Below are 24,275 nucleotides of genomic sequence, written 5' to 3'. Positions count from 1 at the left end.
AGATCGAAAGAAAGAAGGAATCCATCATGAAATCCAATCTTCGAACGCCCGGCAGACCCAAGCGCAAGGAGCAGGAGCCATCGGTTCAGGAAACCGTACTTTTCAAAGCCTCCATGCTGTTTATGGAGCTGGGTTATGAAGCTGTATCGCTGCAGCAGATTGCCAAGGCCTGTGGTGTCACGAAGGCTTCCATATATTATTACTACAAAGGTAAACCTGAGCTGTTTACAGCTGCGCTTACCGCCGTCATGCGCCGTGCCAGTGAACGAACCGCAGCCCTGCTTGAGGAAGATATGCCGCTTCGCGAACGTTTAATCCTTGTTTCGGAAACCAAGCTGGGCCGGCAGCATGCGGATTTTGAGACCATTATGCGGGAAGCGCGTTCTTCGCTCTCCGAAGAGCAGCTGGATGACATCCGGCGCGCGGAGGAAGGCATCCATGAGATCATTGCCGGGCATCTAGCCCGATCGATTGAGCAGGGAGAAATCCGGCAGACAGATCCGCTCCTGACCGCTTATGCGCTCTCCGCCGTGCTGATGGTTGGCAACCGTGAAATCGCTAAGGGAAAGACAGCCGAAAAGCTTGCCCGCGAGATTGTAGATCTGTTCTGGCACGGGCTGGAGAAGTAAGACTCCAGTCCGTTGGCGTTTGCAGGCGCCGCGCGAGCTGCCTCGGCCTCGGTGTGCAGGCGGTCAGCTCGTGCGCTAGGGCTGGTGCACGCGAGCGTCAAGGTCTGGGCCGCGCCATGCCTCCCACATTCATTACTTTCTTTAGTAACGCAGGCATTCGCCCTGCATACGATAGAGAAGAAGGATCAATGGGAGGCTTTTGAATTATGTATGCAAATACTGGTTATCCTCATCCCCAGACAGGAATCAACCCGGATTTTATCCGCGGTCTCGAAAAAGCGATCAACGGCGAATACAGCGCCATCATTTGTTATGAAAAGCTTGCCGCCATGGCGCCTGTCCAAGAACAGCGGGATTTGATTCTTGAAATCCGCAAGGATGAAATTCGGCACTATCGCTATTTTACCGATCTCTATGTCAGGCTCACAGGCAGACAGAGCATGCCTCAGATGTCGGAGCCTTGTCCAGAGGACTATAGAACCGGAGTACTTGCCGCCTTTCGCGATGAACAGGAGACGGTCGACGCCTACTTAACGCTGTCAGACCAAGCACCCGATCAGGCCACCCGGGATATGCTCCGTAGAATCGCCGCCGATGAGCAGCAGCATGCCGTTTGGTTTCTGTCCATCCTCACACTGCCTCAGCGATGCTAGCGTTGATCTCCAGCTGCTGCTTACCGCTATTACCGATCAACCGTCTGCAAGACTCTAAACTTCACCTGTCAAGAACTCCAGCGCACCTTTTCTAACCTCGAGAGCAGAGGGTGTTTCCATGTACTTCTCTCCATCTGTGTCTGCTTTCATCGGCTCTGCCGTAGACAAGTTAAGCGATGCCGTCTGAAAATAATGGATACTGTCATCTTTGGGCTCCCATGCCCCTTTATTTTTGCGGCTGAGCATTTCTTTTAACAGCGGGATTCCAGCTTCCCGGATGATCATAACGTCCATTACTCCATCCTCTAAAGCCTCTTCTGGAAAAGGAAGAGACTGTGTTCCCAGGAAGCGCCCGTTCGACACATAGATCATAACGGCCTCACCCTCCAAGGTGCCTTTATCCCAATCCAGACGGTAGCTGAACGGTTCCGCCGATCTCACCGTCTGGAGCGTGCTGATAAAATAACTGATTCGCCCCAGTGTACCTTTCAGTCCCGTATTAATATTTTCGGAAGCATCTGTGATGAGACCGATCCCGAAAAAGTTAGTAAACACCCGGTCGCCTGCCGCACCCAAATCGATCATCCTGCGGTTTCCCTGCATTAGCTGCTGCGCCGCCTGCACAAGGTCGACAGGCAAATTAAGGGATCTCGCAAAATCATTGCAAGTGCCTGCCGGTAGAATACCGACCAGCGGAGGTTCACTTAACGCGGCCAGTCCGTTGATGCACTCATGAACCGTTCCGTCCCCTCCCATGATCAGAACGAGATCAAAAGAAGATCCCCGCTCGCGGCAGGCTCGTTCCCCATCGCCGGGCTCCTGTGTTTGAAACAGGACAAGCTCCCGAACCTCGGGAGCGATCACAGCCGTGACGCTGCCCAGCAGCGTTGCTGCTTCCTGCTGCCCCGCCTTCCCGTTATAAATCAGCATCGCCCGGTCGTACATCATTCTTCCTCCTCTTTATGTGTCAAGATTCCAACATTCGTACTGCCTATATTATTACCCTGAGCGCCCCTTGTTTTAATCAAATCATCAGAGCACGATCCATAGAACAGTTGAAAATATAGCGTATTGCATTATCCTATATAGGATGAACTTAAAATAACATACAGTCCACTGCGATTGAGAACCATCTTCCGATCGCTGTTATCCCCGGATTTTTTTCGAATTTACATACTTTTAGGGTGAAATCCGGGGATAAAGGCGACCGCTTCGCTTCTCCAGATCGATTCTCACTCTCCGTTAAACGTGTAATTCTTATTTTCAATCTATATAGAAATGAAGTATTCGCACGATAATAAAACAAAAGGCGGCTGTTTATGAGCTACAAAAACATTAAAATTCTTATTCTGATTATCCCTACATTAACGATCGCGGTATGGGAGTTTGTCCGACATGAGTATCTTCTGCCCTATATTTCGATGGAACTGGGGAACTGGCTTGCTCCTGTGCTTGTCTTCCTGGTCAGTATTACGCTGCTTCTCAAATTGTTTGGAAGAATGGAACAGCTGCAGGCTCAGCTCCGGGAAGAACAGGCAGCTAAAGCTGTTCTTGAGGAACGGGAGGCTTTGGCGAGAGAGCTGCATGACGGCATTGCTCAATCCCTCTTTTTGATCAGTGTCAAGGTCGAACAATTAAAAGCGGCGGATACGTGTGCGCCGAACACCTCTCCTGCGTATGCCGGCCTCCACAAAGTGACTCAGGAGCTGAATGCCTATGTCAGACAAGCGATCAGCAGCCTTAGGGCACAGCCCAAAGGAGAGTCTGCTGCCGGCTGGGAGGATGCGATATTTCATTTGATATCGCAGTTTGGGCAGGAGCACGGCATTCCGGTTACCATAGATTGGAACATTCCCGAAGCCTCACTGAGCATCAAAGAAAAGGTAGAACTTTATTCCTCTGTACGAGAAGGACTGCTTAACATCAGCAAGCACGCCGGGGCTAGTCAGGTCTCCGTTCAAGGGTGCACGACTCCGGGAGGCTGGCAGGTAAGCATTAAAGATAATGGACAGGGTCTTGATGAGGAACAGCTGAATGATCCTAACCGGTTCGGGCTAAGGATCATTCGTGAGCGGGCCGAGGCGCTGGGCTGGAAGCTAAGCTTGTCCCGCAGTGAAAAACACACGATTCTGAGAATACAGAAAGGATGATGCATCATGCAGCCCATTCGCATTCTGATTGCTGACGATCATGCCCATGCGAGGGAAGGTATTCGGGAGATTTTGAAAGAAGATCCCAGCTTTGAGGTCGTTGCGGAGGCTGAGGACGGCCTGGAGGCTCTGAAAATGACCGCCGTATATATGCCTGACGTGATCCTGATGGATATTAACATGCCCGGGCAATCCGGGCTGGAGGCAACCCGCCAGATTAAAAATAATTATCCGTATGTCAAGATTATTATGGTCACCGTCTCTGATGACATCACAGACCTCTTTGAAGCTATTAAACAGGGTGCTCAAGGGTATTTGCTGAAGAACATTTCCCCCGTATCGTGGCTGGAGTATGTCAGGGCCGTTGCCCTGGACGAGGCCCCGCTCACCCGCGAGCTGGCAGTCCAGCTGTTAAAGGAATTCTCCACCAAACCGCTGGAGCCAGAACGCTCGCCACTCACCCCGCGGGAGCAGGAAATTCTGGAGCAGGTGGCCAAAGGAAAAACCAATCGGGATATTTCCTGCGAGCTTGTGATATCCGAGCACACGGTCAAGAACCATCTCAAAAATATTATGCAAAAGCTCCATCTGGACAATCGTGTCCAGCTCACCCGATACGCCTATGACCAGGGCTGGGTGAAATGACTCTTTAGAGCTATACCCAATCCCTTCTCCTTCCTCTAGGATAAATGAACACCGGCCGGAGGAAAGGAGGCGTGGCATGCATATTCTCCGATCAGGCACGGTATTCCGTGCTTTTTTTGTGTTCATGATAACGATTACTGTCTTATTCCCTATCGGTGTTCCGGCAGCAGCAGAAGAACAGCCTGTTCCACTTCAGCCGCTGATTGATGCAGCAGCTCCCGGTGATACCCTCATCCTGGAGCAGAGGTCCTACAGCGGGCCTGCCGTCATTGACAAGCCGTTAAAGATCCTCGGAAATGATGGCAAAATCGTGAATCGTTCGGCTCAGCCGGCGTTATCGCTGACAGCCGGTCAGACTCAGCTTGACGGCTTTACCGTCCTTCAACTGCACCGGGACCCTTTAGTTCCCGCCATACATATCACTTCACCGGGAAGCAGCTTGTCCTCTCTGAGTATCAAGACGTATGGGGCGGGTATCTATCTTCGGGAAGCAGATGACATTACGCTGGACAGCAACACCATTGTAGGCAGTCAGAAAAGCGGGTCTACCAGAGGCAATGCCTTGGATCTGCTGGATTCCAGTAACATCACGATAACCGGCAATTCCATAGCACGACTTCAGGATGGTGTGTATGTAGAAGGCGGAAACTCCTTTACCGTACAAGATAATGACGTATCCTGGTCACGCTACGGATTTCACTTTATGTTCACTAAGAATTTGGACCTGAGTCGCAACCGCAGTATGTCGAACGTGACGGGGGCCATGATTATGAGTGTGCGCGAAGCAGAAATTACAGACAATCGGTTTGAAGAGCAGAACAGCAGCGTTAACGCACAGGGGCTGCTGCTGTATGATGTATCGGCGTCGTATGTCGCCCGGAATTCTATTCAGGGAAATCGGGTTGGCATCTTCGTTCAACAATCTTCGGATAATCAGCTTCTCTCTAACGAAATCAGCAGTAACTTCATCGGTATTCAAATGCTGAATGCTGAGGGGAATATGCTGCGCCAGAATCTCTTCTCTGCCAACGTCGTACCCGCCCAAGCTATAGACAGCAGCGACAATGCGGCGGACCAAAATTATTGGGATTCTGCACAGGTGCTGGATTTGGACGGATCTGGTCTCAGCGACCTTCCCTATATCGTCAATCCGTTTTTTCTTCAGATCACCAGGTCCACTCCGCAGCTGCAGCTCCTGTTTCATTCACCCGGGCTGCCTTTGCTGGAGCAGTTGTTTCCTGTCGATCAGGAGCGTGGCCTGTCCGATGCCTCACCCTTGCTGAAACCGCCGGAATTGCCGGCAGATGCAAACAGCCCCGAAGCTCATAAAGGGGTGCTTCCGGCTTCGTTAATACTGCTTGGCATTACACTCATCTCAATTTTTAATTTCAGGGGGAAAGCACAATGAAAACCATGTTGAAGCTCATGCTGATCAGTATTGTTGTCGTATTAACCGCCGGCTGCGGTAAAGAGGAATATGCGGCCGTTCCGATTGATGAAAATGTGGACAAATGTGTTGTCTGCAACATGCAGATCAAGGATGACCAATACGCCGTACAGCTGCAGCTAAAGGATTATAAAACGTTGAAATTCGATGATCTGGGTGACATGTATGTGTGGACAAAAGAGCATGGCGAGGATAACATCGGTGCAAAATTTGTCCGGGATTATTACACGAAAGAATGGCTTCACTTAAAAGATGCTGTCTATGTTTATGATGAGAACATCCGTACTCCGATGGCTTTTGGCGTTCTCTCCTTTAAAGATCAAGCAAGTGCAGACAAATTTGTGCAGGAGCATGGTATGGGTACGCTTATGACCAGCGCAGAACTTGAGAATCATGAATGGAAATCTGGAATGGATATGATGGATGACATGCATGGTGATGGCGAGCATGGACATGGATCCGAGGCGCATGACACGTCAGAAAGCGATGAGCATGGCGGCAATTCGGGACATGAATAATACAAGCGGTGAGGACTTTCTGAGCTTACGGGCGATCCAGACGATCGCCGGACGTGAGATCAAGCTCGGATTCCGCAATCCCTGGTCTTATTCATTTATGGGTTTATTTATCTTGTTCAGCCTTGCCCTGCTTCTCATTCAGCAGCAGCAGGGCCTTCAGGATTACTCCGGTACGACCAGCGCCATGATTAACCTCATATTATATCTGCTGCCTCTGATGACCTTGCTGCTGGGTTCTTTTTCAATCGCTGCAGAAAAGGAGGAAGGCGGCTGGCAGCTGCTGTCTACCTACCCCATACGTGCTGCGGGATATGTGCTCGGCAAATACATCGGGACGCTGTATGTACTGCTCATTATTGTTGCAGCCGGCTTTGGTATATCCGGACTGATCAGTGCCTTTACGTCACAATCTTACACCTGGAAAACATACAGTCTGTTTATCGTATTCTCTTGCTGTCTGGTACTGTTCTTTCTTGCACTATCTCTGCTCATCGGTGTGTTGTGCAGGAACCGATGGCAGGCGCTGACGGTTTCCGTCTCGGTCTGGTTCTTTCTCGTTCTGGGCTGGCCTACACTTCTCATTGCTCTTCTGGGTGTACTAGCCTACCCATTGATCAAGCCTATGCTTATGATCATGGTCTTTCTGAATCCCGCAGAGCTGTCCAGACTCTTTCTGGTCATCAAGCTTGGTGGCGGCTCTGTGCTGGGACCTGAATATTACCGCTGGGTGAACTGGATGCATCAGCCGGAAGGCACGCTTACGTTCCTGGCTGCAGGCTTGCTTTGGATTGTACTGCTGTTGACCGCAGCTTCATGGATACTGCAAAGGAGGAGAACCCATGCCTAATTCTATGCTGCTCCAAGTAAGAGAAGTGTCCAAAATCGTCAAATCGCAAACCCTTCTTCAGCCGCTAAGCTTCTCCCTGCAGCCCGGTAAGGTTCTGGCTCTGTGCGGAGGTAACGGCGCAGGAAAAAGCACACTGCTCCGAATCACGGCCGGCATCATCCGTCCAAGCAGCGGTGAGCTAACAATTCAAGGCCTGAACTGGAAGCAGCATCGGAAGAAATGTGCGGATGGTATCGGTTATATGCCAGATGATTTTCACTTCGGTGATGCGCTGACTGCTCAGGAAACCATCATGTTCTACGCTTCACTGCGTAATGTTTCTAAGCAGCGCGTAAAGGAGCTGCTGGAGCTTGTGGGACTTGATGCCGTAAGAAGCAAGAAGCTGACCGCCTTCTCAAAAGGTATGCGCCAGCGCCTGCTGTTCGCCCAAGCCCTCCTTGCAGCGCCTCCGCTGCTCATTCTGGATGAGCCTACCAATGGCCTGGATCCGTACTGGATGCGATCGTTTGTCACTCTGGTGCAGCAGTGTGCTCAGGCAGGTCAGGCCGTCATCTTCTCGACACATCAGCTGGATGTTGCCGAACAAGCTGCTGACGAGGTTATTTTTCTGGATACAGGTCATGTCCGGTATCAAGGAGCCGTATTGCCCTTGAAGGAAAAGTACCGCTACAGCGGCGGTCTGTACGGCGCCTTTTCCGACTTGGTTATGCAGCCCTCTTAAACGACCCAACCTGCAGCATCGCCTAAATACAGCATCGCCCCGGGGTCTCCTGCCCCCGGGGCGATGCTGTATGCGATATAAAATATTAAACCGCCTGCTGTTCCTCGCTGAACTGGCTGTTGTACAAATCAGCGTAAAAACCGTCCTGCGCAAGCAGTTCATCATGTGTGCCCTGCTCCACAATGCGGCCCTTGTTCATGACCAGAATTAAATCCGCATTCCGGATGGTGGAAAGACGGTGGGCGATGACAAAGCTCGTTCGGTCCTGCATCAGGCGGTTCATGGCTTTTTGGATATAGAGCTCGGTACGTGTATCCACACTGCTAGTCGCCTCATCCAGAATCAGAATGGCAGGATCGGACAAAATAGCCCGGGCAATGGTCAGCAGCTGCTTCTGTCCCTGGGAAATGTTCGACGCTTCTTCATTCAGTACCGTGTCATACCCATTCGGCAGCGTCCGAATGAAATGATCGGCATGCGCAGCTTCAGCTGCCTGTACGATCTCCTCCTCAGACACCCCTTCCCTGCCGTAACCGATATTGTCCCGGATCGTCCCGTTAAACAACCACGTATCCTGCAGCACCATGCCGAACAGGCCGCGCAGCTCGCTGCGCTTCATATCGGCGATATTCACGCCATCGATACGGATCTGCCCATCATCCAGCTCATAAAACCGCATGAGCAGGTTGACCAGCGTTGTTTTTCCGGCACCGGTTGGTCCTACAATCGCAACCATTTGACCCGGCTTCACATCCACATTCAAATCATCAATCAAGCGCTGATCCGGCTTGTATCCGAAGGCCACCTGGTCAAACACCACACTGCCCTGTGCCTGCTTGAGATCCCGGGGCGACGAGGCTTCCGGAATCTCTTCCTCTGCGTCCAGCACCTCAAACACGCGTTCCGCCGAAGCAATGGTCGATTGAATGACGTTCGCAATGTTAGCCAGCTGTGTGATCGGCTGGGTAAATTGACGCGAGTACTGGATAAACGCCAGGATTTCACCTACCGAAATGGAGTTCTGTGTTACCAAAATACCCCCCATAATGCTGACGATCACATACCCGATATTTCCGATAAACATCATCAGCGGCATAATAACCCCGGAGATAAACTGGGCGCGCCAGCCCGCTTCATACAGCTTGTTGTTCACCTCATCGAATTGCGCGATACTCTGCTGCTCGCGGCCGAACGCCTTCACGACACGGTGGCCAGTATACATTTCCTCGACGTGCCCGTTCAGCTGTCCCAGATATTTTTGCTGATCTGCAAACTGCTTCTGGGAACCCTTGGCGACTCCGATGGTTACAATCACGCTTAAAGGCAGCGTGAGGATGACCACCAGGGTCATCAGCGGGCTGATCCACAGCATCATGACAATAACCCCGAGCAGCGTTACAACAGACGTAATCATCTGGGTCAAGCTCTGCTGAAGCGTGCTGCTGATGTTGTCCATATCATTCGTAACCCGGCTCAGCGTTTCGCCATGCGAACGTGCATCAAAATATTTCAGCGGCAGCCGGCTCAACTTCTGGTCCACCTCTTCACGCAGATCGTAAACCGTCCGCTGGGCTACGCTGGCCATCACATACTGCTGGACATAGCCAAATACCGAGCTCAACAGGTACAGTCCGCCCAGCCAGAGCAGGATTTCCTGAAGGGCCGCAAAATCAATGCTAGCTCCAGGAGTTCTCTGCATATTCCTCCATCCATCGTATAATACGTCGGTAGCATCTCCGAGAATTTTCGGACTGACAATTCCGAATATTGTACTCAGCAGTGCCGCAGCCAGCACCAGCAGCAGTCTGCCCCGGTGCGGCTTGAGATAACCGGCTAAACGCCGGAAGGTGCCTTTAAAATCTTTCGGTTTCTCGACTGGCATACCTGGTCCATGCGGTCCTCCGCCGAAGGGACCACCACGAGGATGGCCTCCGCCTCCGCCGCGGTGTCCGCCGCCACGTTGCTGCTCACTCATGCGATCTCCTCCTCTGACAGCTGGGAAGACACAATCTCTTGGTAGACACTGCAGCTTTCCATCAGTTCGGCATGGCTGCCAATTCCTGCCACCTTGCCTTCTTCCAGCACGATGATGCGGTCTGCATCCATGACTGTGCTGACCCGCTGGGCCACGATCAGAACCGTGGAGGCGGTCGTTTCACTTTTCAGCGCGGCACCCAGCTTCGCATCGGTCTTGAAATCCAGCGCCGAGAAGCTGTCATCAAACACATAGACTTCCGGCCTGCGGACAAGAGCCCGCGCAATGGAGAGCCGCTGCTTCTGGCCGCCTGACACGTTGCCCCCACCTTGGGATATTGGCGCTTCATAACCGCCCTCCATCCCGGATATAAATTCATCCGCCTGCGCCACGACAGCAGCATGCCGGATTTCTTCATCCGTCGCATCTTCTTTGCCATAGCGGATATTGTCCGCAATGCTGCCGGTAAAGAGCAGTGCTTGCTGCGGAACAAAGCCGATTTTGGATCTCAGGTCCTCCTGGCTCATTTCCCGGATATCCAGCCCGTCAATTTTTACGTTTCCCGAAGTCACATCATAAAAACGGGGAATCAGACTGATCAATGTGGACTTACCGGATCCTGTGCCTCCGATGACGGCCGTCACTTCACCCGGGCCCGCTTCAAAAGAAATCTCCGTCAACGCAGGCTCTTCCGCACCCGGATAGTAGAACGTCACATCATCAAACACCACATGACCTTTTCCGTGCACAGCTCTGCCAGTCTGATCAGGATCCACGATGTCCGGCTTCATCTGAAGCACTTCGTTAATCCGCACTGCCGAGGCCTGCGCCCGCGGAATCATCACGAACATGACGGACAGCATGATCAGGGAGAACATAATCATCATCGCATACTGCAAAAATGCCATCAGATCGCCCACCTGGATATGACCATTTTGAATCCGGTCTCCTCCAAACCATACAATCGCAATCGTCGCCAGGTTCATGACCAGCATCATGACCGGCATCATCGCACCCATGATCTGGTTAACCCGTATAGAAGTCTGCGTCAGATCCTCATTCGCTTCCTGGAAGCGGCTTTCTTCATAGGTCGTCCGGTTGAATGAACGGATAACCCGCATACCCGTCAAGCCTTCGCGTGTCACGCGGCTCAACGTATCAATTTTCGTCTGAATGACCTTGAACAGCGGAATACCTTTATATGCAATCAGAAAGATCGCCAGTGCCAGCACGGGAATGACCACAAGCAGCACGGTGGCCAGGCCGGGATCGCGGGTAACTGCCATCAGGATCCCCCCGATACACATGAGCGGTGCCAGCACCAGCATGCGCAGAATCATAATCGTCACCTGCTGCACCTGCGTAATGTCATTGGTCGTACGCGTAATGAGCGACGCCGTGCCGATCCGGTCAAACTCCTGCAGCGAGAACTTTTCCACATGGGAGAACACCTTTTGCCGCAAAATCCGTCCGAGTCCCGTGGCCGATTTCGCCGCCATATAGCTTGCCACGATGGAGCAGATCACACCGCCAGCAGCAACCGCAACCATGATGCCTCCGATGCGCCAGATGAGTGGAATATTGCCCTGGGATACCCCGTCATCCACAATGCCCGCCATCAGCGTAGGCAGAAACAGCTCGGACAGTGTCTGAAGGAACGTAAATATTAGCACCAGCAGCACAGCTCCACGATATGGCTTAATATACCGAAACAACTTCAACATGTTTTACGACTCTCCTTTCACATCTGCCGGATTGAGATCAATTTCATGCTCGATCAGATAGGTGTACACCTTTGTGAGTAGACGGGCGAGCTCCATGCTCTCCTCTTCTCCCAAGTACTCTACCAAACCTTTGAAATGGACATTAAACGCTTCATGCGCCTTGTCCGCAATGTGATGTCCTTGCGCTGTCAGCTTCACTCTGACCGCTCTCCGGTCATTGGCGTCCATAAAGCGTGTCACCAGATCCCGGCTTTCCAGGCCGTTTATAAACTGGGTGATCGTAGGAGACGTTACACCCATATGGCCGCTGATCTCGGACACCTTCAAACCGTCGGTTCCTTCAGCAGGCGGATGGAATTTTAAAGCCATCAGCACCTTGATCTCCCCGGCAGTGAAACCGGAGATGCTCATCTGCTCCCACTGCCTTTTGCGAAACAGCCCGAAGGTTCTCATAAGCCGGCGTGAAGCCTCACCAAGCACATCTTCCGGGGAAGACGCATCGCTTGCTCCACCGCAGTTAAAGGACGGCTCCTTATCAGAATCAGTCATGGAACCACCTCATTTTTTGTATGTGTCATTTAGATAGCTTACTAATTAATTAGGTAACCTAACTATATACTCGAAAAAGTTGTCATGTCAATTGCAGTGGTGCGCTCATGCACGGCTTGCGACAACGTGACATGCGGAATTTTATGCTTTTCCTCCTGGCGCATGTGTTAAGCTATGAAAACGAGGAACACGGAACACTAGAGTCATGAGGTGATACTTGCATGTCCAAGATCGACAGTATGCTTGCGATTCTTTGGATGCTGAACTCCGGCAGAAAAATGACAGCCCAGCAAATCTCTGAACGGCTGGAGATGAATATCAGAACAGTCTACCGGTATATCGATACGCTTTCAGCCAGTGGTGTTCCGATCATATCGGACGCCGGGCATCATGGAGGATATACGCTGCTGCATCGTTTTATTGAAAGCCCGCTTCTGTTTCATGTGGACGAGCAGGCCGCACTGCTGCATGCAGCTGATTTTGCGGAACAGGCCGGTTATTATGGCGGGAAAGCCCTGGACAGGGCTGCGGCCAAACTCAAACAATATTCCAATCCAGAGCAGATAACCATGATCAATCAGCGTTTAGAAGGGTTTGAAGTCATTCAAACCGCAGGAAGACCACGGGTTGAACCGGCATTAGACCTGCTAGCACAAAGTATTGTGAGCAAAAACGCCGTACTTATCGAATACGACACCCGTCTTCAAGGAAAGCCCCGTCAAAGGATGCTGGACCCGTATGGCATTCTTTATTGGAATCACAACTGGTATGTCATTGGTTATTGTCATTTTAGAGAGGAAATCCGCAGCTTTAGAGTGGATCGTATTTTAAACTGGACTGCAACCGAACACACCTTTGATCGTCCTCCGTCGTTTTCGGCGGCTGATTTTTTTATGAATCACATCCTTTCCAGTGCGGAGCATCCCCAGTCACTTAAGCTGCTCACGCTTACCGGTCAGGCAAGTTCTCTGGACCATTTATGTCAGCATTGGTTTTTAGGACATCATGTCAAGGATCGGTCACCAGACACAGTGACGTTTGAACTGCAAGAAACCGATATGCACAATGCTGTACCGTATTTATTTTTTCCATATGGCACATCAATTCAAGTTGTAGAACCTGAGCGTATGAAACAGAGAATGCTGGAAGTTTTGCAGGAGATGATGAATCATTATCAGGCTTGATCACTTCACTGACGGGGGATGTCAGTGAAGTTTTTTTATAATGGGGATATACCAATTGATGAACGCCTAAGGAGTGGTCAAATGTATAAAAAAGTGTATCTGTATGTATTGGATTCCATGTCAGACTGGGAGGTTGGCTATATTATGGCTGAACTCCGCACCGGGAGATATTTTAAAAAAGGGGTTGTACCACTTGAAGTTGTGACCGTTGGCCGGGACCACCGCTCGATAACGACAATGGGAGGGTTAAATATTGCCCCGCATATTTCTGTTGACGCATGTGTTTTGGATCGTACAGACGTCTTGATTCTTCCGGGGGGCGACACTTGGATGGACGCGGCGCATGAGCCTATCTTGCAAAAAGCTTCTGACGCCTTAGTAAAAGGGACTGTTGTTGCGGCAATTTGCGGGGCTACGTTTGGGCTTGCCAAAATAGGCATACTGGATTCTATCAGACACACAAGCAATGACCTGGGCTACCTCAAAATGATGTGTCCGCATTATGTCGGGGAAGCTTATTACGACACCAATCCTGCCGTCACCGACGGACATGTCGTCACATCATCCGGAACCGCACCGCTGCTGTTTGCGAAGCATATATTGCGGCTGCTGGATGTGTTTGAGCCTGACACCTTGGAGGCGTGGTACCAGCTCAATTACACGCATGAACCCCGTTACTTCCATGACTTGATGAAGTCGATCCAGTAGCAGCGCGTCTGCGGCGGATGGCGTTTTACGATACAAGCCCGCAAAAGACCACATAGGTCTCTTGCGGGCTTGTATGTGGTTTTCCACACACATCGCCCCCATTCGCGGCTCATACCACAACGCTGCGGTCTAGACTCGTCTAAAATTCCGCCACTCCTCGGGCAGGAGATGGTGGTACTGCCGGTTCTGGAACCGGTCGTCCACCAGCACCAGTGTGCCCCGGTCGGTTTCCGAACGGATCAGGCGGCCGCCGGCTTGGAGCACTTTGTTCATGCCCGGGTAGACATAGGCGTAGTCATAGCCGTTCTTGTCACTGCGGCCGAAGTACGTGCGGATAATATCATTTTCAAACGACAGCTGCGGCAGGCCCACCCCGACCACAACGACCGATGACAGCCGCTCCCCTTTCAGGTCAATGCCTTCGGAAAATATCCCGCCCATGACCGCAAAGCCGATCAGCGGCTCGCTGGCATCTTTTTGAAAAGCGTTCAGGAACCCTTCCCGGTCCTCCTCGCTCATGGCATGGCCCTGAAGTAAGGTCCGCATTCCGGGATTTCGGAGGGTAAAGCCCTCATAAATCTCCTGCATGTAAGGATAAGACGGCAGGAACACCAGCGTATTCACAGGCTTCTCCATCACCAGCTTGTCCATCATGTCCAGAATAGCCTCCTTGCTGCGCTCCCGGTCCTTGTACCGAGTGGACACAGGCAGCAGCCTCACATCCAGCTGGTCCGGCGAGAACGGCGAAGGAATCGACAGACTGTAGTCCTCTTCTTCTGCACCCAGCATATCCCGGTAATACATCAAAGGGGTCAGCGTAGCGGAGAACAGTATGGTGGAGCGGAAGTTTTTGCCGGCCTGTCTCAGCAGATGGGAAGGGTCCAGACAGAACAGCTTGAGGAATACCTCATTCCGGTCAAGCTCCGCATACGTCACATAACGCTCATCATACAGCCTCGAAATACGCAGGTACCCTTGTGACGCAAAATAACACTCCAGCAGCAGTTCTGCCTCTTCACCTCCGCGTCCCGTAACCAGCTCCGCTTCCGCCTGAATCACAAAAGCTTCCAGCAGCTCATCCATCATCTCCGGCTGGCTGGAGCCGACCACGCGTTCTTCCTCCCCGCTGACTTTGCGCAGGACAATAAAGCGGTTGTTCACGGTTTTGGCGGCCTGATAAATGCCCGGATTCCTCTCCTTATAGGCTCGCTGCACCTCCAGAAACATCGACTTCCGAAGCTCTGCCGAGAACATGCTGCGGGCCCGGTCCACCAGGTTATGGCCTTCATCCACCAGCAGCACGGACGACTTCTTCATCTCTTCCGGCATTCGCTTCAGCGACACCCTGGGGTCAAAAATATAATTATAATCACAGATCACCACATCTGCGGCATAAGCAGCATCCAGCGAGAACTCAAAGGGACATACCTGATGCTTGCGGGCATATTCCTCAATCACCGGGCGGGTCATCGATGTCTCATGCTGCAAAAGATCCAGAATCGCTCCGTTAATCCGGTCGTAGTAGCCTTCCGAGAACACACAGGCTTCCTTGGTGCAGCCGTCCCCCTCACGAAAACAGATTTTGTCCTTCGCGGTCAGGGTCACCGCATGCAGGTGCAGTCCCCCGGCTGACATGTTTTCCAGCGCCTCTTCCGCAGCAGTGCGGGTAATCGTCTTCGCGGTTAGATAAAAGATCCGCTTGATGCTCCCTTCCCCCATCGCTTTAATAGAAGGAAACAGCGTGGAAATCGTCTTGCCGATCCCGGTCGGCGCCTTCGCAAACAGCCTGAGGCCGTCGCTAATGGTTTTGTATACGGCGCCCATCAGCCTGCGCTGGCCCTTCCGGTAATCCGGAAACGGGAATGACAAGCTGCGGATGCTCTCATCCCGCCGCCGCGCATGCTCCAGCAGCAGCCGGGCATACGGCGCGTAGGCCTCCGCAGCTTCCAGAGCAAAGGCTTCCAGCTCGGAAGCGCTAAAGCTGCGGCGGAACCGCTTCACCTCATCGGTCTTGATCCCCACATATGTCAGCTGAACAGACATCTGCTGGACCGCATGTTTGCGGATATACATATAGGCATACATTTTGGCCTGGGCCCAGTGTACGGGATAGGTATCTTCACCAATATCTTCAAGGCTGCCGGAAGTCGATTTGATTTCATCGATCATCGGCACGCCGTCGCTTAAAATCAGTCCGTCACAGCGGCCTTCAATCACAAAGGTAAGATCCCCGCATACCACTTCAGCGGTCAGGTGCACTTCCTTGTGATCCTGCTCCCCATAATCCTTCTGAATCTGCTGATGCGCTTTGGTCCCTTCGGTCAATGCGGTTGTTGTACGGAAACCCGACACAATGCTGCCGCTCCGGAACACATACTCGACCAGCGGCCTGACGGATATTTCAATGGTTTGAGGCATTACGGGCAGACTCCTTTTATTAAAATCTCTGACTCGTATTATACCAAACATCGACTCCCCCCGCTTTGAAAGCAGCAGCAAAAAGAGCGAGCTCTTAAGACCCGTTAAGTCTCAAGCACTCGCTCTATTGCTAGGCCATTCACACAGTCCTTGTGCGCTTTAACCCGAAGACTACGGCAGGCGTGTCTCCATCTGATCCAGACTCTTGAACTCGTAGCCCTGTCTGCGGGCTTCATCAATGATGGCACCAAGCGCTTCCGTATTATCACGGGAAATGGAGTGAAGCAGCAGCACGGCACCGGGGTGCAGCTGTGCGGTCACCTTTTGCAGGGCATAAGATGCTCCTTTTTGGGCATTCACATCCCAGTCCATATAGGCCAGCGACCAGAAGACATTCGTATAACCCATTTCCCTGCTGACTGCGAGAGATCTTTCATTAAAGATTCCACGCGGTGTCCGGAGATACTTCATCTCCTGCTGGCCTGTGACATTGCTCACTTCCTGCTTGACCCGGCTCAGCTCTTCTTTTAGCTTGTCCGCTGAAATGGCGGAAACATCAGGGTGGCTCCACGAATGATTGCCGATAATGTGCCCCTCTGCCGTCATGCGTTTCAGTAGATCAGCTTGCGTCTTCACATAATGTCCGGTCACGAAAAAGGCTGCCGGAACCTTCTTGGCCTTTAACGTATCCAGAATCGCCGGTGTAAATCCGTTCTCATAGCCGTTATCGAACGTCAGATACAGATCTTTTTTCGCCGGGTCGCCCATGAATACGGCACCGTGTTTCTTCAACAGCTCTTTAAAGCCTTCTTCATCAATCGAGGGCAGCTTGCCGCCTACACTTTTCTTGAAACCAAAATGAAAGGTACGCCCATCAGCATGAACACTGTCCGGCAGCACGGCAGCCAGCAATGCGGCGCAGAGCACCACGACCGGCAAAAGCCGGACGATCTTGATAATTCTCACGTTACATGTTGCTCCCCTCTGTCGTAGATGGCCCCAGTCTGCAAACTTGCAGCTTTAAGGACATGTCTTTCTACTTTTCCACGAGGGGAGGAAAGTTATGTGCACAAAACAGAAGTCAATAGATGCTTATACGGTCACTCTGTTTCTCAATCCAGCAGATTGGCAATAAATTGAGCAGCTTCCGCCCGGTTTGCCTCGCTCTTAGGGCTGAACAATCCGGAAGGAGTTCCCTGTACCAGGCCGGATTTCTGTGCCTTGCCTACAAACTCTGATGCCCAGGAACTGATCGCCGCCTGATCCTTAAACGACGGGGCAGCCGGGCTTAATGTCGTTTGATAATGCAGTTCGTATGCCTTAACAAGCATAATGACTACTTCTTCTCTCGTAATACTGTCGTTAGGAGCGAAGCTTGTGGCGCTCCGGCCGTTGACGATTCCCGCTCCGGCAGCTTTGCTCACGTCGCCGGCATACCATGCTCCCGCAGGAACATCCGAGAAATCAGCCGAACCGGCAGCTTCCAGCTTCAATGCTCTTACCAGCATGGATGTAAATTCAGCACGGGTCACCGTACGCTTCGGCATGAAGAGCGATCCTCCCGTTCCTTGGACGATCTGTTGTGCCGCAAGGGTTCTGATCGTATCATAGGCCCAGTGCGTGGAAGGCACATCGGTAAATTGCGGCAGTTCAACTGGCTTCTTAACCGCCGGTACATGTACAGGCGCTTCACGGTGCTGCGTATGCTGTTCATAGGAATAAGCTAATTTAATCAGTGCAGCTTCATCAAACGGTCTGCCCAGCAATTCGATGTTCTGAGGCAGCTTCTCTTCAGTTCCACCGGTAACAAAACCTGCAGGAATACTGATGGCCGGGAATCCGGAATAAGGGCTCAACCGGTTCGCACTTCCAGCATTGCTGTCTCTCAAGTTTGCAGGCGGATTTGCCGTAGAAGGATAGAGCAGTGCATCCAGTTGATTGTCCGTCATCGTTTGAAGCAGTGCCTCCCGGGTAAGCTTTGGACGCTTAAGGATAATGTCCCGATAATCCTGATTCTCACTCAAATCGGTTACGCTGTCGCGGCCCTTGTATACATTCAGCATATGTGGCAGCATGTCGGTAACGGAGTCCACAATATCCGATAACGAGCGGTATGGAACCTTCGTATCCGGGTTGTTGTTGATATACGTTTCAAAATAGGTGTTCAGGTCTGATTTGAACTCAAATGAACTTAAGCTCGGGTAAGCCAGGATATCCGAAAGATTCGGAACCTCCACATCCACGACTGTTGCACCCGCTGCCTTCATATCGTCAATCGCCTGATTGGTCAGACCGATGACACCTTCATTCGTTCCCATCACAAGCGGGTCGCGGATAACCCCGATTCGAGCCCCGTTCAGCCCGTCTTTGTCCAAAGAATCCGTATAGGTCTTCGGAGTCCGGCCCATGCTGTACAAAGTTGCTGCATCATCCGGATCATAGCCTTTTAAATAATCCATTGAGATCGCGATATCTTCCACTGTTCTGGCCATCGGCCCTCCGGTATCCTGTGAAAGAGCCAAAGGAACAATCCCTTCACGGCTTGTTAAGCCGATAGTTGGGCGCAAACCTACCAGATTGTTATAAGAGGAAGGAATGCGGATCGATCCGCCGGTGTCTGTACCCAATCCCAGCACGGCGAAGTTGGCTGCTATTGCAGCTCCCGTGCCGCCAGAAGATCCTCCTGGATTTTTAGTCAGATCATAAGGGTTTAACGTTTGTCCTCCCAGGGAACTGACTGTCGATAATCCAAGGGCAAATTCATGCAGATTGGCTTTACCCAGAATGATGGCTCCCCCATCCCTTAATTGCTCTACCATTTGGGCATCTGTCAGCGTGTAGTTATCCTTGAGACATGTGCATCCCGCACTGGTGGGCATCCCGATCGTGTTATAGTTATCTTTCACAATGACAGGAATGCCATGCATCAAACCCCGGGAGCCTGAGTGCATGCGCTCCGCATCCAGCAGGGACGCAATTCTAAGCGCATCTGAATTGATTGTGATCATGGAATTGATGGATGGTCCCTGCTTGTCATACTTGGCGATCCGCTCAAGATATCCTGTTACAAGCTCTACCGCCGTCAGTGTCCCGGCTTCCATCGTGTTTTGAATCTCCCGCACGCTTAACTCTGCGAGATCAACCGAGCTTCCGGATTGAAAGGCAATAATGTTACCCATTGCTGTCAAATCGTACAGCCGGATTGCACCATCACCATTGAAATCAGCTGCCTTGATCTGTTCCCAGTCGCCGCTGGCAGAGGTAGCGCCATTATGTGCACTGAGAAGGGACAAGTCCTGAATATCAACGATGTTGTCGCCTGTCAAATCTCCTTTGATGCCCAGTACGGTTCCTTGAGACGGCTCAATAGTTCCACCAGATGGTAGAGCCATTTCTGCTGCAGCTTTAAATTGAGATCCCGCTGCGGCCCGCTTCGGATTAAATGTCAGCGTGAAGACCGGCTGACCCGCTTTTACAGCTCCGTTTGACTGCATGGTTACCAGAGTCAATTTACCGTTTTGTTCCCGGGTACCCACAACTCGGATTGACGGGTCCACTGGTTCGGCTGAATCAAAATCGAATAAGGAAGCGTCATAATCGACTACAAACTTCCCTGCTGCGCTGTCCAAATCTGTGGCGCTGCTGATGCTTACTTTGTAAGGAGTGCCTTTCATTACTTTTTTCGTTTCAGTAAATCGCAGGGTTTCATCCGTCGACGATAGAGAAACAGCCGCAGCTTGATTAGCTGCTGTCACTGTGGAAGCTGTCTCTACATCTGCATAGGAGGTCCAAGGAGACGCGGTAAACAGCAGCCCTGACGCTAACATTGCTGCGAACATTCTTTTTCCGATACGTGAAATTCCAGTTTTATTCATACTTACCTCCTATAATATGTTATTTTATTTTACGCGAGATGAAAAATAGTTCATTTTGATGAAAACACCTCGATTCTTTTTGCGTTTCATGTTATATAATCTAACATAAGAGAATCATACTAGTTCATTATCCAGCTTACAAGAAGGCACTTATTTGTCACTAAGGGACCAAATGGATACTTAGCAAGGCATCATTTTACAAGAGGGGGCCTCATTATGAGCAGCGAGACTTACTATTCAGGCATCATCAATTACGGGTGTCCCATCGCAATTACGAACGACATTATGGGAGGAAAGTGGAAGGGGGTTATTCTGTACCATTTGTGTACCGGGGACCGCCGCTTCAATGAACTACGGAGACTTCTGCCAAATATTACGCAGCGGGTGCTGACTGTGCAGCTGCGGGAAATGGAGCGGGACGGGCTCATTTTAAGGGAGGTTCTTGATGGTTCTCCCCCGCCTGTCCATTATTCATTGACTCCGTTGGGCGAGTCACTCAAACCGATTATTTATCTGATGCGGGATTGGGGGCGCACTCATAAAGATGTGTTACCGAACCCCAGAATCCAGCTGCCCTGAATGCCTTGCATCGACAAAGTTCTGTGAACACAACAAAGTCCGGCACCGAAGTGCCGGACTTTGTTGTCTATCTCATACTGTAAACCGCCGCGCTGCCAGAACACGCAATCATCCGGAGGCTATTTCACCTGAATCGTGCAGCCTTTTTCATGGCTTTCCATCGCATATTCAATGATCCGGATGGTGTCCCGGGCATCTTCTGGCTGGACAGGGACCGGAGAGCCTTCCAGAATGGCATCCGCCAAGCCCTGGTAAAAGGCCTGATACCGGCCTGGCAGCGTGTCGATCTCCCCTTGTACGGCAAGGCCGCTGAATTCTGTGGCCAGCTCTCCGTATTGATCAGGCTGATCTTCTCCCCAGCCCGAATCCCCGGGCCGAAGACCCTGCTTCAGCTGGCTCTCCTGCGGATCCTGGCCATACTTCAGGAAGCTGCCTTTATCGCCATGCAGTTCGAACTTCGGTCCTGCGTGGCGGACGAGTGATCCTGAATGCAGAATGACCCGGTGAAATTCATAGCCCAGCACGAGGTGAAAGTAATCAATCACCTGAGAGCCCGGCCGCTCGGCGCGAAGATCCGCCCACAAGGTTTGGGGCTTGCCGAATAACAGCAGCGCCTGATCGATCAGGTGAGAGCCGAGATCGTACAGCTGTCCCGCTCCCGGCCCCTCCTGCTCTTTCCAGCGTTTTTTAACAACAGGACGATAACGGTTAAAATGTGCCTGATATAGTGAAAGCTTGCCCAGCGCACCCGTCTCCAGCAGATTGCGTACCGTCAGGAAGTCGTTATCCCAGCGGCGGTTTTGATAAACGGTCAGCAGCACTCCCTTGTCCTTCGCCAGCTGAATGAGATCCTCCGCTTCGCTCGCGGTGACCGTGAACGGCTTTTCCACAACAACATGCTTTCCGGCTTCCATAGCCTTCCGTGCATAATCGTAATGGGTTGCATTCGGGCTGGCCACAACGACGACGTCAATGTCCTGATCGGTGAGCAGCTCGTCTACCTCCTGATAGACAGCCGCACCAGGAAGATCTTTGTGTACTTTTTCTGGATTCGAAGATACAACAGCCCGGATCGCATAATCCGGAATGCTGCTTAAGAGTGGCGCGTGAAACGTGGATCCCGAAAGCCCGAACCCGATAATCCCTGTCTGTATTGTCAATGTCTTGTCCCCCTATGTCTCTTTTCTTGGTTCCGCTCCTAATAACTGTATGATTTATATTATCATGTACAGGCTTTTTTTACTTGCTGAAACATGATTTTAAAATAAGTCATTCAAATCATTTAGAAATTCCTCTAAATAGGTCTTGCCTTTTGAAAGGATTCATCAGATAATGTATTTAGATAAAATTCTAAATAGAATGCGAGGGATACACATTGGGATTTCCCGAAACATTTAAGGCGTTATCGGACCCGATCAGGCGGGAAATTCTGGTCCTGCTAAGACAAGGCAGGATGTCTGCCGGAGAGATCGGCCAGCATTTTGACATGACGGGGGCCACCATCTCCTATCATCTGTCTCAGCTGAAAAAAGCCGGACTTATTTTTGAGACGAAGTACAAGAACTATATTTACTATGAAATCAATGTATCCGTTGTTGAAGAAATTATGCTCTGGCTGTCACAATTTAATGGGGGGAAGAAAAATGAGTAAATACAGAACGACGTTTATTGCTGCCACACTGGTCTGCTTGCTGCCGATGATTTTATCTGCTGTGCTGTACCCTGAGTTACCTGGACAGATCGCCATCCACTGGGATGCTGCAGGCAATCCGGATGGATATGCTTCCAAAGCGGTCGCCGCTTACCTGCTTCCGGCATCCTTGGCTGTACTGAACATCATAGTTCATATCGTCCTGCACAATGACCCCAAGAAAATGAACGCCGCGCCAGTTATGAGGACGATGGGGCTGTGGTTCATTCCAGTACTGAGCCTGATCATTACGCCTGTCACTTTATTTAAAGCGATGGGTGCTGATCTGCCTATTGAAATCATTGCACCCGCCCTCGTCGGAATGATTCTTGTTGTAGTCGGTAATTATCTGCCGAAGAGCAGACAAAACTATACGATTGGGATCAAGCTTCCCTGGACGCTTCACAGCCCTGACAACTGGAATAAAACGCACCGCTTTGCAGGCTACCTCTGGATGGCAGGCGGCGTATTGATGATCATCATGTCTTTCCTGGAGGTTCATGCCGTTTACGTCATTCTCCCCGTGATCCTGCTGCTTGCACTGGCTCCAACCGTCTACTCATTTCTGCTGTACAAGAGGGCTTAAAACAGGAACTTTTCACATGAATGCTTGTCTTTATGTAAATTTTCTGAAATGAATGTAAAATTTTTATAGTTTCTATTGCCTGACATCCGGTAATCCTGCTAATATAAGCCAGTAGCCTTAAAAATACGATGAAGATATAAGGAGAACGTTCAATGTCAGTGCCGTCCAAAAAAACCGGTCCGCTCCTTCTGCTGATGGTTAATATGTTTATCGCCATGCTGGGTATCGGTTTGATTATCCCGATCCTGCCCGATTTCCTGAAAGAGTTCGGCGCAGGCGGTCAGACCGCAGGCTATCTTATCGCAGCATCTGGTCTTACGCAGTTTATTTTCTCGCCGATCGTTGGCGAGCTGTCCGATAAATACGGCCGGAAAATCATGATTGTCACCGGCCTCGCGCTGTTCACCATCTCCCAGCTGCTGTTTGCGATTGCCGGGGATGTGTGGCTGCTGTATGTATCCCGTCTGCTCGGGGGCATCGGCGGCGCAGCCTTGATCCCGCCGATGATGGCTTTTGTGGCGGATATCACTACCGACGAAGACCGCGGCAAAGGTATGGGCATGCTGGGCGCCGCCATGTCGCTCGGTTTTGTCGTCGGGCCCGGTGTTGGCGGATTCCTCGCTGAAGTCAGCCTGCGCACACCGCTTTACGTCTCGGCTGCTGTGGCAGGCGCAGCCCTCGTCCTGTCTCTGATCGTTCTGCCGGAAACTCTGACGAAAGAGAGACAGCTTGCCGCACGGTCGATGACCGCGAAGAGGCAGAACATTCTCAAACAGTTCGCCCTCTCTGCGAAAGCACCCTATTTCGTACCGTTAATTCTGGTCTTCACGCTGACCCTGGGATTGATGAACTTTGAAGCCATCTTCCCGCTCTATGCCAAAGAGAGCTACACCTTCTCCACAAAAGAGATCTCGGTCGTCATCACCATTGGTGCCCTTGTCGGAACCTTGATCCAGGCGCTGCTGATCGATAAGGTGCTGCGCCGTTTCGGAGAGATTAAACTGATCTCCGCCAGCTTCCTGGCTGCCGCTGTCTGCATGGTCCTCCTGCTGCTCTCCAGCAACTTCTGGTACGTGCTCGGCATTTCGGTGCTGTTCTTCATCTTCACAGCGATTATGCGGCCGGCGATCAACACACTGCTGTCCAAAATGGCCGGCAACGAACAGGGCTTCGTCGCCGGTATGAACAATGCCTATATGAGTGTTGGTAATATCGTCGGACCGGCCATTGCCGGCAACCTGTTCGATATCCAGATCAACATCCCGTACCTGTTCGGTGCCGTGATTCTGATCTGCGGTGTGTTCCTGTGCATGGCCTGGTCCGCCCGCCGCACCATAGCGGTCGTCGTCCCGCCTGCAGCTGTACAGGAGTAGAATT

22 protein-coding genes are annotated in these 24,275 nt (G+C 51.4%); 14 read left to right on the top strand and 8 right to left on the bottom strand.

Annotated elements, in window-relative coordinates; genetic code table 11:
• The first annotated feature begins 26 nt into the window (after window positions 1–26).
• Both HII30_RS01665 and HII30_RS01660 read left to right on the top strand, forming a co-directional pair.
• Window positions 27–629 (top strand): TetR/AcrR family transcriptional regulator, encoded by a 603-nt coding sequence (locus HII30_RS01665; RefSeq protein ID WP_169503179.1) that lies wholly within the window; start codon window positions 27–29, stop codon window positions 627–629.
• A 206-nt stretch (window positions 630–835) separates the two neighbouring features.
• Window positions 836–1,282 (top strand): ferritin-like domain-containing protein, encoded by a 447-nt coding sequence (locus tag HII30_RS01660; RefSeq protein WP_169503178.1) that lies wholly within the window; start codon window positions 836–838, stop codon window positions 1,280–1,282.
• A gap of 54 nt (window positions 1,283–1,336) precedes the next feature.
• Here HII30_RS01660 and HII30_RS01655 read toward each other — a convergent pair whose 3' ends face one another.
• A complete protein-coding gene (locus HII30_RS01655) occupies window positions 1,337–2,230 on the bottom strand; it encodes a diacylglycerol/lipid kinase family protein (RefSeq protein WP_246245916.1) in 894 nt (297 codons plus the stop codon).
• Window positions 2,231–2,601: 371 nt separating this feature from the next.
• Between HII30_RS01655 and HII30_RS01650 the strand changes: the two genes are divergently transcribed.
• The 6 genes from HII30_RS01650 to HII30_RS01625 all read left to right on the top strand — a co-directional run bounded on the left by HII30_RS01650 (window position 2,602) and on the right by HII30_RS01625 (window position 7,610).
• Window positions 2,602–3,432: a sensor histidine kinase gene (locus tag HII30_RS01650; RefSeq protein ID WP_169503177.1), complete on the top strand. Its 831-nt coding sequence runs from the start codon at window positions 2,602–2,604 to the stop codon at window positions 3,430–3,432.
• Between the two features lie 6 nt (window positions 3,433–3,438).
• Window positions 3,439–4,077, top strand: a complete 639-nt coding sequence (locus HII30_RS01645) for a response regulator (RefSeq protein WP_169503176.1) — start codon at window positions 3,439–3,441, stop codon at window positions 4,075–4,077.
• Window positions 4,078–4,153: 76 nt separating this feature from the next.
• Window positions 4,154–5,485, top strand: a complete 1,332-nt coding sequence (locus HII30_RS01640) for a right-handed parallel beta-helix repeat-containing protein (protein ID WP_169503175.1) — start codon at window positions 4,154–4,156, stop codon at window positions 5,483–5,485.
• Entirely contained in the window at window positions 5,482–6,042 is a 561-nt protein-coding gene (locus HII30_RS01635) for a nitrous oxide reductase accessory protein NosL (protein WP_169503174.1), read from the top strand. Before HII30_RS01640 ends, HII30_RS01635 begins: the two co-directional genes overlap by 4 nt.
• The gene (locus HII30_RS01630) at window positions 6,035–6,889 is read left to right on the top strand and encodes an ABC transporter permease (protein WP_169503265.1); all 855 of its coding nucleotides are present in this window, start codon (window positions 6,035–6,037) and stop codon (window positions 6,887–6,889) included. The genes HII30_RS01635 and HII30_RS01630 overlap by 8 nt, the downstream gene beginning before the upstream one ends.
• Window positions 6,882–7,610 (top strand): ABC transporter ATP-binding protein, encoded by a 729-nt coding sequence (locus HII30_RS01625; protein WP_169503173.1) that lies wholly within the window; start codon window positions 6,882–6,884, stop codon window positions 7,608–7,610. Before HII30_RS01630 ends, HII30_RS01625 begins: the two co-directional genes overlap by 8 nt.
• A gap of 85 nt (window positions 7,611–7,695) precedes the next feature.
• On the opposite strand, the gene HII30_RS01620 is transcribed toward HII30_RS01625, so the two are convergent.
• From HII30_RS01620 to HII30_RS01610, 3 genes are read right to left on the bottom strand one after another with little or no spacing between them, the layout of a single operon-like run.
• Window positions 7,696–9,585, bottom strand: coding sequence for an ABC transporter ATP-binding protein (locus tag HII30_RS01620; protein WP_169503172.1), 1,890 nt, complete (start codon window positions 9,583–9,585; stop codon window positions 7,696–7,698).
• Window positions 9,582–11,309: an ABC transporter ATP-binding protein gene (locus HII30_RS01615; RefSeq protein ID WP_169503171.1), complete on the bottom strand. Its 1,728-nt coding sequence runs from the start codon at window positions 11,307–11,309 to the stop codon at window positions 9,582–9,584. The genes HII30_RS01620 and HII30_RS01615 overlap by 4 nt, the downstream gene beginning before the upstream one ends.
• A gap of 3 nt (window positions 11,310–11,312) precedes the next feature.
• The gene (locus tag HII30_RS01610) at window positions 11,313–11,858 is read right to left on the bottom strand and encodes a MarR family winged helix-turn-helix transcriptional regulator (protein WP_169503170.1); all 546 of its coding nucleotides are present in this window, start codon (window positions 11,856–11,858) and stop codon (window positions 11,313–11,315) included.
• 221 nt (window positions 11,859–12,079) lie between these two features.
• On the opposite strand from HII30_RS01610, the gene HII30_RS01605 reads away from it, so the two are divergent.
• A complete protein-coding gene (locus HII30_RS01605; RefSeq protein WP_169503169.1) occupies window positions 12,080–13,042 on the top strand; it encodes a helix-turn-helix transcriptional regulator in 963 nt (320 codons plus the stop codon).
• Between the two features lie 81 nt (window positions 13,043–13,123).
• Window positions 13,124–13,750 carry a type 1 glutamine amidotransferase family protein gene (locus tag HII30_RS01600; protein WP_169503168.1) on the top strand — a complete coding sequence of 209 codons (627 nt, stop codon included), beginning with the start codon at window positions 13,124–13,126 and terminating at the stop codon, window positions 13,748–13,750.
• Between the two features lie 129 nt (window positions 13,751–13,879).
• On the opposite strand, the gene HII30_RS01595 is transcribed toward HII30_RS01600, so the two are convergent.
• The 3 genes from HII30_RS01595 to HII30_RS01585 all read right to left on the bottom strand — a co-directional run bounded on the left by HII30_RS01595 (window position 13,880) and on the right by HII30_RS01585 (window position 20,043).
• Window positions 13,880–16,168 (bottom strand): ATP-dependent DNA helicase, encoded by a 2,289-nt coding sequence (locus HII30_RS01595; RefSeq protein ID WP_169503167.1) that lies wholly within the window; start codon window positions 16,166–16,168, stop codon window positions 13,880–13,882.
• A gap of 171 nt (window positions 16,169–16,339) precedes the next feature.
• Window positions 16,340–17,095: a delta-lactam-biosynthetic de-N-acetylase gene (pdaA, locus tag HII30_RS01590; RefSeq protein ID WP_425495973.1), complete on the bottom strand. Its 756-nt coding sequence runs from the start codon at window positions 17,093–17,095 to the stop codon at window positions 16,340–16,342.
• A gap of 185 nt (window positions 17,096–17,280) precedes the next feature.
• Window positions 17,281–20,043 carry an amidase family protein gene (locus tag HII30_RS01585; RefSeq protein WP_169503166.1) on the bottom strand — a complete coding sequence of 921 codons (2,763 nt, stop codon included), beginning with the start codon at window positions 20,041–20,043 and terminating at the stop codon, window positions 17,281–17,283.
• A gap of 216 nt (window positions 20,044–20,259) precedes the next feature.
• On the opposite strand from HII30_RS01585, the gene HII30_RS01580 reads away from it, so the two are divergent.
• Window positions 20,260–20,622, top strand: coding sequence for a winged helix-turn-helix transcriptional regulator (locus tag HII30_RS01580; RefSeq protein WP_169503165.1), 363 nt, complete (start codon window positions 20,260–20,262; stop codon window positions 20,620–20,622).
• Between the two features lie 119 nt (window positions 20,623–20,741).
• Here the strand turns inward: HII30_RS01580 and HII30_RS01575 are convergent, their stop codons facing one another.
• Complete coding sequence (locus HII30_RS01575) at window positions 20,742–21,782, bottom strand: oxidoreductase (RefSeq protein ID WP_169503164.1); 1,041 nt, start codon at window positions 21,780–21,782, stop codon at window positions 20,742–20,744.
• Between the two features lie 215 nt (window positions 21,783–21,997).
• Here HII30_RS01575 and HII30_RS01570 point away from each other — a divergent pair, with 215 nt between their 5' ends.
• From HII30_RS01570 to HII30_RS01560, 3 genes are all read left to right on the top strand, one after another.
• Window positions 21,998–22,273, top strand: a complete 276-nt coding sequence (locus HII30_RS01570) for an autorepressor SdpR family transcription factor (protein WP_169503163.1) — start codon at window positions 21,998–22,000, stop codon at window positions 22,271–22,273.
• Entirely contained in the window at window positions 22,266–22,898 is a 633-nt protein-coding gene (locus tag HII30_RS01565; protein WP_169503162.1) for an SdpI family protein, read from the top strand. The genes HII30_RS01570 and HII30_RS01565 overlap by 8 nt, the downstream gene beginning before the upstream one ends.
• Before the next feature lie 152 nt (window positions 22,899–23,050).
• Entirely contained in the window at window positions 23,051–24,271 is a 1,221-nt protein-coding gene (locus tag HII30_RS01560; protein ID WP_169503161.1) for an MFS transporter, read from the top strand.
• The last annotated feature ends 4 nt before the right edge of the window (window positions 24,272–24,275 follow it).

The sequence above is a fragment of the Paenibacillus lemnae genome (assembly GCF_012933385.1).
Lineage (GTDB): Bacteria > Bacillota > Bacilli > Paenibacillales > Paenibacillaceae > Paenibacillus_AQ > Paenibacillus_AQ lemnae.
Note: the sequence above shows the minus strand (reverse complement) of the source record. Positions and strands in the feature narration are given on the sequence as shown.